This window comes from Paenibacillus sp. 7541 (genome assembly GCF_002276395.1).
Classification (GTDB): domain Bacteria; phylum Bacillota; class Bacilli; order Paenibacillales; family Paenibacillaceae; genus Paenibacillus_AQ; species Paenibacillus_AQ campinasensis.
This window is the reverse complement of record NZ_NQLZ01000006.1, coordinates 48,543-61,291: the sequence shown is the minus strand read 5'-3', so window position 1 is coordinate 61,291 and position 12,749 is coordinate 48,543. Positions and strand designations below refer to the sequence as shown.

Sequence of the window (12,749 nt, the reverse complement as noted above, 5' to 3'; positions counted from 1 at the left end):
GGGCTCAAAATCTTAGATAATGGTGCTGGATGCTGAACACATCACATAGAGTGCGATTACTTGACTTTCATAGAAAAAGGGGTTAAATAACTCAACTGGATATAAGGACCTGCAATCAGGTATTAAACTTTTATAGCCGTCAGCAAGTCTGACCGCTAATCCGCGTAGATTTTTGCCCTGGAAACTTTGCTTCCACCGGGTTAGCATCTAGGTAAAAGAAACAGTACGCGAGCTAGAGAACTGATCTTAGTACGCATTATTTCATGAATAAAAATTGTAAATAGACTGTTGTACGGTCTTTTTTCGTTTATAGCGATTTGAATTCAGATTTAGAAGTCTGTTTTCCTATTACAAGCGTTTATTACACGCACATGGAGTTTACTCATTTGACTGATTTGTAAAGAAAATAAGAAATGCTGATGATCTTGCAGCATAAGGTTATCGGCATTTCCCGACGGTGTTTCATACTCGTGGCTTACAATTTCGCGCATGAGTGCCATTTGCTCTCCGGGATCCAATTTGCGGCTAACCAGGGGCGCAATCAAGCCGTAACGGAAGTTAGCCTCTTGCTGCCTTGCTTGCTCATCCATGCAAAATCTCCTCTCCCTGTGGTCTATGAGAGTATCCCATAGACGCTAGAAACCAGGGAGGGCGCATATTTTGTGGGATCGGGAGGGCAACTTGCCGTCCAGGCGATTTTTAAAGCGATTTTGGAGGCGACTTTCGCTTGCCGTGCTCCTTGGCGGCGGATGCTGAAGGAATTTATAAGCGTGATGCGGCATGCAGGTAACCCTGCATTTAGAAAAGTCCAATAGCCCCGTCTAGATGCGCCAGCGGGGATGAATCGGGATAACAGTTTGTTCAGCCAATCCAGTGTGTCCATTGGCGTTGGATTCATCATGGTGGGGTAAAGGCGGAGCATATCTTCGTCTACTCCCCCGGCAATGAATTGCCCGGCAACCCAAAGTGCCGCATTTGCTGCGCGGTGCAAATGCCTTGCCCACCAGCGTTTCAACGTACGGAAGCTGTAACGTACGCTAGATGTTGTCGTGCTTTCTGCGATCTGCCGCCAAGAGAATCCCTTGCGCTTGCGCTTCAATGCCGCTTCTCGCACCCAAGTCGCATACCGGGCCCATGGAATCAGAAATTCCGGAAGAAGGGAAATCGTCTTATTACAAGCAGGACAGTACCAGCGGTAGATGGGGATCAGGATGACTTCGTGTTTCGTCACAACGCCTCGCCAATAACGACCGTGTTTATGGAGAAGCCGGCCGCAATCGTCACAGCAGATTTGGACGTCAGGAGATTGATTCTCGAAAGTGCGTAAATAAGCCTTGCAAGAAAGGCCGAAATAAAGTACTTTTGACATGATGAAGTGAATGCTCCCGGGGATCCTCTCCAAAGGTTCGGGAGCATTTTCCTATTTAATCGACAATAGCCTAATCCCCCGTCAATGTACAGAAGGGATTAGGCTATTGTCGGCTGTTTATTCGGTTTGGCTCCGCCAAACCGAATGGCGAATCCATGGTTTTTTTCCGCCAAATAATCAGGCGGCGAACAGCATATCATGATTTCAAACGTTTTTAATAATAGACAAACATGATATTGCTTTAGCAACTTTTCTGAAAGCTATGAAATAAAAAGAGGGAGGGAAGGGGGGCGAAATAACAAGAAAAAATGCCCGATGAAAAGAAGTTTTGAGCTGTGTTATTAAGGGAAGAAGAAAATTGAAAGGAGTATATCCGGGTTTGCTAAAGGACCTAAACCTAAGGTAAAGTATCCGGAATCACCAGTAAAATGAAAGAGCATAAGCTTACGCGTCCTTTTTGTCTCAAGAAGCATGCAAAATTGCAGTCTCTAGTTAGGTATCCTATCATGCCGCATATCTACTACGAGACCAGTTTGCCGCATAACCCTTGAACCAAGTAAAAAGGCCGTCGTTTCCGACGACCTCCCCCTGATATTTGATCATTGCTTGGTCTCCGATAAATTTAACCTATGATAATCTTCTGATGCCCAAGTTTACCACATATATTTATTTTTTATAAACATATTATACGAGGAGATACTGATATGAAAAAAAACGGTAATTGGTATTCTAATAGTCTGTTTTGTTTATTTTTCAATGCACCAAGATTTTAAAAATAGTTTAATGCTTGGTTATTTAATTATGATTATAGTGACTTCACTTCTTGCTTTCCTCCGACAGAAGTATTATTTGATAGGGAAATCTATGAAATGGTTATTCCGCACGAGATCAACCCGTTCAAAATCAGTACCCTAGAATCTGGCTACAAGGTAGGTATGAAGAAACGGTTTATTATAAGCATTAATTTTGCCGCTAGTAATCATTCGTTTTCAGTCATCCTTCATATCTCCTGTTAAGGTTCTGTCACAAGGATTGGCGGATCATAGTGGTACTAAACTGGGAAGAACCCGCAAAACAATTCATTCTACGTTTATATCATCGTCGTTGAAATGGATTTTAACATTTCAATCATTCTTTCAATAAAAATCGTAATGATAAAAGGACGATGATTCACGATACAAATCCATAATCCGTATCCAATAACAGATACAGCCCCAAAAACTGCTGCATCCCGATAAAGTCTCTTTCGAAGCAATCCCAACATCGGTAAACCTATCAAAGGCGCCAGCAGGATGTGAAGCATCAACATGTTCAATTCATCCTCCTTTTCGCTTCTCGAACGTGCGTTTGACCCATGTTGTCACTAGCAACAAAAAGGGGATCAGTAGAACAAAGAAACTGTCATATATGAATGTATATTTTTCATCCCATTCCTCGTTTTGGATCGGGTTTTCATAGATGGACAAGGCGGTCGCCGACAACAAAATCGTCAAACCCAGAAAATGAGGCCACCGGGTTTTTGGACGAAATACTTGACGCAGCGTTTCGGAAGCTCCGTAAACGAGTACCAACAGCTTGATAAAAATCAGAATCAGTAAAATAACGGAGATAATGGAATGGATGTTGACGATCACCTCTCCGATGGAAATTTCCTGCACGGTCGTATACACTGGAAAGGTAAGTTGTGACGCCCTCTCCACTCCTAATAAACCGATAATCATAAACAAGGTCATGCTAAGAGAAAGGGAAGCGGTCATCAACCCAAGCAAAAAGGGGCGTGTTGCCCCCTGTTTGACCAGCGGAAACAATATCGTGAGCGCAATAGTTTCCATATAGGGAAAGCCCAAAAAGGAATGGTATTGTAAAATGGCACCCAGGCCGGAATGGAAAGCTGGCTGAAGTCTTCCCCAATCCCAGTTCACCATTGCCAGCAACAGAACAAACCAGAACGGGAAGAACAAAAATGGAGTGATGATTTGATTTAATCGTCCGATGGCTTCCGTCCCCTGAGCGACCGTGTAAAAGGCGACAAGCAAAAACATGACGTGAAAAACGGTTTTCGGCGTCTCCGGCATGATGGTTCCATTTAAAAAATCGCTTAAATTTCGAAGAGCCCATCCAGCCAAAATACAGAAATAAAGAAAATACAGGACGGAAACAAGCGTTCCCAGAGAACGTCCCCAAGCTTCCAGCGGGATTTGCACCAGACTTTTGCCCGGGTAATATCGGAAAAGAAAAATCCAGAACAGACCGACGAGTATGCCAAAACTTCCTGCCCACAAGGGCATGAGCCAGGCATCCTGTCCCGCCTGTACGACCAGCCGCCCGATCAGCACGAAAAGGGTGGTTCCGAGGATATAATTGATTGTCAGCAGATAAAACTGGAATCGGGAAATCATTGGCTTCATCCTGTTCCTCCATAAGGTTGACTCATGCTTCCCGTTCGGAGCAGCCGGGTATTTGCACGAATCTCAATTTGTGCATTTTTCGCCGCTTGGTCGATATCCGGATGATTTGGCGTTTGTTTGCGCAACAAGTCGTTGATGCTTAACAGATCCCAGCCACGCTCCCTTATCATTTGATAGAAAGCAAGCGACTCGTCTGCTATGATCTGATTCAGTCTGTTTTCAAGTCTCTCCACCTCGTTCCGAGACTTCGGGACGGACTCGATTGTATAGGCAGTGGAAAGTTCGAGGTCCATGCGGATCCGAACGACAGGTTGGTCGGATTTCCAGAAGACCTCACGTTTTATGCGAACCAGTCTCAATTCCACGGATACCTGTTTTCCTTCCACCTGAAACTGTCGCACGTGGCGACCTCGATCGCCATTTAGCAAATGGTACCAGACCAGCTGCGTATCATTCAGTTTGCCCGCCATGCGATAATCACGGAAAACCGCCCCGCCTCGGATGATAAAGTTGTTTTGATTGGCGTCGATATCCGCCGACCTTTCCCCGCTGTTGGAAGAAGGTGCCTCTGTCATTCCGGTGATCAACGGTAATACGATCGTATCTGACTTTTCCATCCGTTCAATGACATCACTGACCTTGATCTGTTTTCCCACTAGGAGCGAATTCCGGATCAGCAGGTCGAGCCTGGAATCGATCGTGTCAGACGGCACCCGCTCCAGGGGAGTTAATGTTCTCATGACCTGAGATATCGATCCGTCGACAATCAGCATCGGGACCGACGAGCGGCCGTTGGGTTGCATTTCGATAAAGTTGACAATATCGCGCATGTTTTGTTTGGCGGCCCGCTGGGAAACGAGCAGCACCTTGCAGTGGGCCATAAATAACTTGCGCGGCAACATTTTGTAAATCGTAGATTTGATTTCTCCAAAAGACGATCCACTGATTTCGTAAGTGTACACAGGGGCTTGTTCGCCTCCCGGCGTACCTTTGGCGGAAGTGCCGCTAAGCGGGTTTTTGATCTGATAATACACGGTTATTTTGTCGCTCTCCGGATCGCTGTCCACCCCCATCATACTGACCAGCGCCAGTTCGTTCATCTCCGTCCTGTCCCAGCAAGCCGTAAGCAGGGCGGTAAACATCATCAGAGTGAACAGACCCGTTGCATACCGGTTGGTCATGTTTGTTCCTCCAGATTACCTTTTTCTCTTCATATTCCGAATATATCCGGGCAGACCGTTCGGATCCAGCCAGGGCCGGGGCAGCCGCACCAACACATCTTTCCAATCGGTTCCTATGGACGGGGAAGCGGGAGTGAAGTAAGGAACGCCAAATGAATTAAGCGACACCAGATGGGCAACCAGAAACAGGGCACCGCATAAAATGCCAAAAAGGCCCATAAAGCCGGCCAACAGCACGAACGAAAAGCGAAGCAGGCGTTGTGACATGCCGAAGCTGTAAACCGGAACGACAAAATTGGTGATGCCGGTTATGGCTACGACAATGACAATCGCGGCGGAAATAAGACCGGCTTCCACCGCCGCCTGCCCCAGTACAATCGCCCCCACGATCGAAAGCGCCTGTCCGACCGCTCGCGGCATACGCAGCCCCGCTTCCCGGATAATTTCAAACACGACTTCCATTAACAACACTTCGAAGATGGCGGGGAAGGGAACCCCTTCCCGCTGGGCGGACAAACTGATCAGAAGTTGGGTCGGGATCAGTTCCTGGTGGAACGTCGTGGCCGCGACATACAAGGAAGGGACGAACACGGCCGTAAAAAAGGAAATCAACCGAATCCAGCGAATAAACGTGGCGATGTCCGCCCGCTGATAATAATCTTCAGGAGAACTGAAAAACTCGAAAAACGTCATGGGGGCAAGCAGGACGTTGGGCGTTCCGTCCACCATTACGGCCACTTTACCATCCAGCAACTGGGCAGCTACCATATCTGGGCGCTCGGTGTTGGTAAGCGTCGGAAAAGGAGACCAAATCCGGTCCTGGATGAATTCCTCCACATAAGCGCTTTCCAGCACACTGTCCGTCCGGATGGCTGACAATCTGCCGCGCACTTCCCGGACCAGCGATTCCGGGGCGAGGTTCTCCATGTACACCATAAGCAAAGTCGTCCCGGTTTGATTGCCGATGTTCATTTTATCAAACCGGAGGAATGGGTTGCGGATTCTTTTGCGGACAAGCCCCACATTGGTCAGAATGCTTTCCGTAAAGCCTTCGTGCGGCCCGCGAATGGTCGATTCCGACTTCGGTTCTTCAATGGAGCGTTGTTTGGATTCGGTCACATTGATGAGACAAACGCGCTCCCTTGAAAAATCGGTTAGTGCGCAATGGCCTGCCAGGAGAGCTTTTACGGCATGTTCCCGCAACTGTTCATATGGATCGGAAAAGGAAAATTCGCGCAAAAAACCGCTTTCGGCGGAAAGAGGCGCTTCCCCTTCGGAAAACGTATTTTCCGTGAACGATTTCAAAATATATTCGTCAATCGTTTTTTTATTGACCATCGATTCCAGATATACGCACTGCACGGTTTGTTCCCCTTGGACAAACAAGGATCGGCAGACCAAGTCCGGGGGTAACCCGAGGGCTGATTGAATGTCTCCGAAAAAATCATTCTTGATCGATTGATTTTGTTTTTTTCTTGCCATCGACGAACCTCCAGATTCTCACATCTCATCATTATCATTATTTCCTATTGGGTGGATTCTTATTCCATTGGCAGTTATGCTGTTGCAAATTATCGTGAGGTGAAATCAAGATTCGGTTACGACATTACTAAGTTATTCGATCAATGAGGATATCTAGTACATGACCGCAACTGCTGCAGTATTCTTGAACATACTTCCCGTACTTGCTGGCATGAAGGAAGAAGCAGGCTATTATAGATTCGCTCGCAGCATTCGCCAAAGTTGGATGATCTAACGTAAATACGACTCTCTTATTCATGATTTATAGATTATCGATTAGAAAAAAAAGAGGGTAGCCCGTTGACCTCATATTTGTGCACCGTCTGCAAAATCAGGCAGAACAATTCGGCTTTGCGGATCGCGTGACTATTCTGTTTGTAAACGAACTCCCCTAGTCCGTCGAGAACGAAAATGGGGTGGTGGTACGGGGCCGATCTGAAGACAGGAAGGTGTGCGCGTGGACAACCCGAGGCGGCTGTTTCCGTCGGTCTAACGCCCGCGGGCGCTCCGGCGTTAACAATCGGATCGGCAAGGCGAATTTGATCGTATCCCTCAACATGGGCGCACACTCGCGCGAATTTTATTTGGGCCTTGCGATCATGTACTGACTCTTCTCTATCTGCTTCCCCGCCATCTACGGCGGTGACTCTGTCAGATCGTCGTGGATTTAACGGATCGACTGCCGGTTGTCATCGGAAAAGCTACCGGTTTTACTGGCAGGTTTGGGTGGACAGTATCATGTTTGATGGGGCTCGTGACTGCCTCGATAACCGTAAGCATCGTTCTCGCCCCAGAAGTTCCTCAGCTGACTTCCTCTTTTTCTGAAATACAGCTGTCTTAACAAAAATTTAACAACAGATCAAATACACTGTGGTTAAGTAGTCGGGGAAAAGAAAAAATGAGGTGAAAAAAATGAGAATGAAACGTTTTTTAATTACGGCTGTTTTGTTGATAACCGTGTTGCCCATGACCGCATTTGCCTTGGCAAATGATGCGCTGCCAGTAACGATTCAAACGAGTGATGTTGTTTCGAAGTCAGAGGATATTTCGGGTCAGTCTTCTGGAGCTGTTACAGTAAATCAACAAGCAATTTCTCAAGTGAATGACACAAACCCAACTTCAAGTGATGTCACTGTGGACGGGCAGCCGGTACACAAAATTCAACTATCAGAGGAAAACATCATTGAATTGAATCTTGGGGATTCTGACGATGTTGGTGTACAGGCTACTTATCCGGTTAACTTCAACTTGCCGGGATCATCACTTGCCACAATAAGTGATGGGTCTGGAAACCCGTGGTATTTGACTCGGAACGAAGAGGTAACCATATCATTGACATGGCTGCCTCGGGACGCTACACTTCGAGTTGGTTTAATCGACTCGGACAATACATTTTTTTATGTGAACTTTACAGGCGGTGCCGATAGTCGAACCTTTGTAGTGAATGTCGCTGACAACTATCGAGTGGGGATTTACAATACCGATACCCATCAAGTGACAGTCGCCGGAAATATCACGATCTAAACAAAAACCATTCCCCGACTACATTGTTTTATGAGAGGTGAGCAAAAGATGCGGATGCTGGTAATTGAAGATGAGCAAGATTTGGCCAATGCGATTAAAAAAGGATTGGAAATGGAAGGATTTGCGGTAGATATTGCATTAGATGGAGAAGAAGGCTGTCACCTGGCGGAAATCCATGCCTACGATATCATCATCTTGGATTTAAACTTGCCAGATAGGAATGGGTTAGACGTGCTGCAACACATACGACATCTGTCCAAACAAATCAGAGTGCTGATTCTAACAGCGCTTTCTGATACATCTTCTCGTGTGAAAGGATTGAATTTGGGAGCGGACGATTATCTTGGTAAACCATTTGATTTTGAAGAACTGAAAGCAAGAATACGCGCCTTATTGAGACGTGATCTTTTACGAGAAAGCCCGCTGCTCACCTATGGCCCTATCGAGTTGAATCCGATCACGATGACAGCAACTTGTGCTGGGCAACAGCTGACCCTTACTCGTAAGGAGTTTGCCTTATTACAGTATTTTTTATCTCATCCTGATCGAGTTGTCTCGTCCGAAGAATTGGTTGAACATGTGTGGGATCAGCATGCGGACCCTTTTTCCAATTCCGTCAGGGTACATATTACGACTTTGCGTAGTAAGATAAGATCCGTTATCCATGCAAACTTTTTGAATACGGTGCCAGGGTACGGCTATCGACTGAACAAACAAATTGAGAGGTTATCAAAATGATGAAAAGCAAGCGGCTCACATTGGCGGGAAGAATCGTGTTGTGGAACCTGGGTTTAATCATATTGACAGGCGTGTTTCTGTTGGTTTCGCTCAATGTTTTTGTTCAAATTATGCTTCCTGCTGTTCATGTGAAGCCCAATGATATGCTACTTCAACAAGATCATGAAGTGATCGTACCCACCATTGAAGTGAATCAGGTAAACGAAGAGGGGATGCTCAGATCGGATGTAAGCTTTTCATCTGAATTGATTGCATTTAAAGGACAAGTTCTCCTTTTTTCGCTGATCTGCCTGCTCATCATGATTATATTAGGTGGGGTCGGGGCGTTTTATCTCTCCAAAAGAAGTCTGTGGCCGGTGCGTTTATTGAGTGAACGACTTATGAAAATCAATGCCAATGATTTGTCCGTGCAGCTTCCTGTTAAGGAACTGCCCAATGATGAATTGAAAGAATTAACGGAATCGTTCAATACCATGCTGAAAAAATTAGAACATGCCTTCCAGCAGCAAGAACGTTTTATGGCCAATGCCGCTCATGAATTTAGAACTCCCTTGACGATTTTGAAGACGAATCTGGAAGTCTTGAGGAGTGATCCATCCGCAACTTTGGCAGATTATCGGCAGCTCTCGGACATTTTTGAAAAGACGTTAAAACGAATGAATCATATGGTCAATGAACTGCTCGTTCTGGCTAAAAATAATGACCCGGATAAGGATGTGATTGAAGTGGGTTCAATGATCCGTAAAGTCGTGAGTGAATTAAACGATTTAGCTTCAACACAGACAATTTCTATTGAAATCCACATCCATCCTGATGTTGAGATATATGGGAACGATATTTTAATCCAGAGAGCCATCAGCAATCTGGTCGAGAACGCTATTATGTACAACAAGCCACAAGGAAAAGTGATCATCACGTGTGCAAGTCAAGAAGGAGAGTGTTTCATTTCTATCATGGACACCGGAGATGGCATAGATGAAAAACACATTCCGTTTATCTTTGAACCGTTTTACAGAACTTCGGAAGGTAGAACGAAGAACAAGGCAGGCACAGGGCTAGGTCTATCCATAGCGTTATCCATTATTAAAAAGCATGAGGGAACGATTGAATACAGTCGTGAGCAAACGATGAAAGGCTTTATCGTCCGCCTTCCTGTCATCGACTAGCGGAAAGATGTACTCCATTCTATTTCAAGTTAATAGTACCCCCAGCATTGTCGATCGAAGTGATTTGACATGCTCCGATAAGGCCCTACCTAAATAAAAGTTTTTTGGTAAAATAATAGAAAAAATGTTCATATCTCATGACGGTTGCCAAATAAGGGAGGGGGGCAAGCCATGATCATAGCCACGAAACTGCATATTCCTCGATCGCGAAGCTCGCTTGTTGTGCGTTCCCGTCTCACCCGGCGTTTGCATGAAGGGTTAGATCGCACGCTTACTTTGATCTCAGCTCCAGCCGGGTATGGCAAAACGACATTGCTCGGCGAATGGGTGATGACGCTGGAAAATCCCGTCGCCTGGGTCTCGCTTGATCAAGGGGATAATGATCGCACGCGCTTCTGGGCACATACCATTGCAGCGTTAAAACAAGCTTATCCGTCTTTTGACCAACAGGACGTCCTTCGTCATGCCGCAGAAGATCCATCGGGTGTGTCACTGATTGCTGCGCTCATCAACGGGCTACATCGCATTTCACACACGATGGTGCTCGTATGGGATGACTTTCATCATATCGAAGAAACGTCCATCTTGCAGGGCGTCACTTATCTGCTGGAACGTTTACCACTACATGTCCATCTCTATCTTGCAAGCCGAAATTCTCCAGCGCTTCCTCTTTCCAGACTACGAGCAGAAAATAGGCTGATCTCGTTGGAGGCGAGCGATCTCCGGTTTGTGCCGGACGAAACGACTGAATTTTTTGCGAAGTGCGGTGGTATACAATTATCCAATGAAGATGTGGCGACCGTACAAAAAAAGACAGAGGGTTGGGCAGTGGCGATGCGACTGGCGGTCTTGTCAATGCACGAACATACCGATCCCGTATCTCTAATCCGGAAGATGGCGGGGACGGAACGTGATATATCGGATTACTTCTTTGATGAGGTGTTAGCCCGACAATCCGCAACGATGCAGCAATTTTTACTCTATACTTCCATTTTGGACCGGATGAAGGGCGAACTTTGTCAAGCGGTAACCGGTATAGCCGAAAGTCATGCGTATTTGCAACAATTAGACAAGGAAAGCTTGTTTCTTGTAGCTTTGGACGAGTGGCGGGAGTGGTACAGGTATCATCATTTATTCCGGCAATTTTTGACGGCGCAGTTGAAAATGCGCGAGCCGCGGCAATGGCAAACACTTCACATGACAGCGGGAAAATGGTTGGAAGAGAACGGTTATCCGCATGAAGCGGTAGATCATTACCTTGCGGCTGCCGATTATGAACATGCGCTATCATTGATAGAGGAGATGACACCGGAGCTGATGACCAATGAATGGACGACGCTTTGCAAGTGGTTAAACGCAATTCCCGACACGCTGTTATTTGCCAGACCGATGATGCTGTTGACAAAACTCGCTTCCCAGTACTTGTCCGGGCATGTCGAAGCGGCCACTGACGGGTATTGGCAAGCGGTTCGCAGGCTAGAAGAGGACACAGATCCCCTTCCTCCTGAAGAAGCCGAAACATTGCAAGCCGGACTCGCTTTTCTGGCTGCATTTCGCACGTTTTTGGATCGTGATTTTGAATATGCCGTTCAATTTTCACATGAATATGTCGAGAAGCATCCGGAAGGCGATTTCTTCATTGAGTTTGGGAGCGACGAGGATGGCTATCATCCGGTGTGGGATATCTACGTGTCGGATGACAGCCTTCGATTGGCGGAGCAGGTGTTAACGTCCTTGCTGTCGATTTGGTCTGAAACCCGAAATGTCTATTTTGTTGCTCATCTTTATATCGACTTAGGCAAAATGCAGTACGAACGAAATCGCTTGGTCGAAGCGGAAAAGCTGATGCGCCAAGCCTATGATATTGGAAGATTGCATGATCATCGAAGCTTGGCGACCATCGCAGCGCTCTGGCTTGCCCGCATTGCCGCCGTACAAGGAGACGAGGCGACGTCAAAGCACATATTACGCGAGCTAACCCAACTCACGTCCAAGACGGCGAATTCGCGTTTGTCCGGGAAAATCGCCTCGTTTCGCGCCATGCTGGGCAGGATGCATAGAGAAGAGAAACCGGTGAGACAATGGCTGAGAAAGAGCCGCTTGCGATTCCGTGATGAAATTCCGGTATCCATGATCAAGGAATACGATTTACTGGCCTCTATATTGGCGGAGCAAGGAAAAATGGAAGAAGCCGCAGCATTGACGGAGCGTCTACTCCAGCTGTCAATAGAAGAAGGACGGCAAAGCGACCGAATTCGTCTGCTCGTTCACAAGAGTATGATCCTATCCTTACAAGGAAAGATTTCGGACTCCATGGACGTACTGGAAGAAGCGCTGGCATTGGCGCGGCCGGAAGGGTATATCCGGACCTTTGTCGACGAAGGAGCATCACTTGGGCAATTGTTGGATCAATATATCCGATTGCGCCAAAATCAGCTTCGCCGCCCCAGCCATAAGGTGCCTTTATCCTATGTGAAACGGCTGCGGAGACTGATTCCGCTAGCCGAAAGGGAAGCCGGTACTCCCCATGATAGAACGTTGGCTGCTCTTACAGCCAGAGAACAAAGCGTGCTTCGGTTGATGGAAACGGGAATGTCTAATAAAGAAATCGCGCTTAAATTGAATGTTTCCCTGGCAACCGTAAAAACACATATTAACAATATCTACTGCAAATTGCAATCCAAAAATCGCTTACAAGCGTTGGAACGTGCCAGAACACTACAATTGTTCTGACCCGTTCTTTTTATTTTGTACAAATTATCTCAACCACCCTGCTCAACCTTTTTGATCTTTTGTGCCGGGCAGGGTTGATCACAATGGGATTGGAAGAATATACAATAGA

The 12,749-nt window shown here is 46.5% G+C and carries 10 protein-coding genes; 4 read left to right on the top strand and 6 right to left on the bottom strand.

Annotated features, from left to right (window positions below; genetic code table 11):
- Nucleotides 1-329: 329 nt before the first annotated feature.
- The 6 genes from CHH75_RS04885 to CHH75_RS04860 all read right to left on the bottom strand — a co-directional run bounded on the left by CHH75_RS04885 (nucleotide 330) and on the right by CHH75_RS04860 (nucleotide 6,440).
- On the bottom strand, nucleotides 330-590 hold the full coding sequence (locus CHH75_RS04885; protein ID WP_095397581.1) for a hypothetical protein: 261 nt from the start codon (nucleotides 588-590) through the stop codon (nucleotides 330-332).
- 23 nt (nucleotides 591-613) lie between these two features.
- Complete coding sequence (locus CHH75_RS04880; protein ID WP_141235809.1) at nucleotides 614-1,369, bottom strand: DUF6431 domain-containing protein; 756 nt, start codon at nucleotides 1,367-1,369, stop codon at nucleotides 614-616.
- Nucleotides 1,370-2,459: 1,090 nt separating this feature from the next.
- Nucleotides 2,460-2,678: a hypothetical protein gene (locus CHH75_RS04875; protein ID WP_007130946.1), complete on the bottom strand. Its 219-nt coding sequence runs from the start codon at nucleotides 2,676-2,678 to the stop codon at nucleotides 2,460-2,462.
- A 7-nt stretch (nucleotides 2,679-2,685) separates the two neighbouring features.
- Nucleotides 2,686-3,777 (bottom strand): GerAB/ArcD/ProY family transporter, encoded by a 1,092-nt coding sequence (locus CHH75_RS04870; protein ID WP_007130945.1) that lies wholly within the window; start codon nucleotides 3,775-3,777, stop codon nucleotides 2,686-2,688.
- The gene (locus CHH75_RS04865) at nucleotides 3,774-4,958 is read right to left on the bottom strand and encodes a Ger(x)C family spore germination protein (protein ID WP_095397579.1); all 1,185 of its coding nucleotides are present in this window, start codon (nucleotides 4,956-4,958) and stop codon (nucleotides 3,774-3,776) included. Before CHH75_RS04865 ends, CHH75_RS04870 begins: the two co-directional genes overlap by 4 nt.
- A 15-nt stretch (nucleotides 4,959-4,973) precedes the next feature.
- Nucleotides 4,974-6,440, bottom strand: coding sequence for a spore germination protein (locus CHH75_RS04860; RefSeq protein ID WP_095397578.1), 1,467 nt, complete (start codon nucleotides 6,438-6,440; stop codon nucleotides 4,974-4,976).
- Between the two features lie 951 nt (nucleotides 6,441-7,391).
- Here CHH75_RS04860 and CHH75_RS04855 point away from each other — a divergent pair.
- From CHH75_RS04855 to CHH75_RS04840, 4 genes are all read left to right on the top strand, one after another.
- Nucleotides 7,392-8,003: a hypothetical protein gene (locus CHH75_RS04855; protein ID WP_095397577.1), complete on the top strand. Its 612-nt coding sequence runs from the start codon at nucleotides 7,392-7,394 to the stop codon at nucleotides 8,001-8,003.
- Between the two features lie 48 nt (nucleotides 8,004-8,051).
- On the top strand, nucleotides 8,052-8,741 hold the full coding sequence (locus CHH75_RS04850; RefSeq protein ID WP_010274489.1) for a response regulator transcription factor: 690 nt from the start codon (nucleotides 8,052-8,054) through the stop codon (nucleotides 8,739-8,741).
- Nucleotides 8,738-9,907, top strand: coding sequence for a sensor histidine kinase (locus tag CHH75_RS04845; RefSeq protein WP_095397576.1), 1,170 nt, complete (start codon nucleotides 8,738-8,740; stop codon nucleotides 9,905-9,907). Before CHH75_RS04850 ends, CHH75_RS04845 begins: the two co-directional genes overlap by 4 nt.
- 171 nt (nucleotides 9,908-10,078) lie before the next feature.
- Nucleotides 10,079-12,640: a winged helix-turn-helix domain-containing protein gene (locus CHH75_RS04840; RefSeq protein WP_095397575.1), complete on the top strand. Its 2,562-nt coding sequence runs from the start codon at nucleotides 10,079-10,081 to the stop codon at nucleotides 12,638-12,640.
- Nucleotides 12,641-12,749 lie beyond the last annotated feature (109 nt).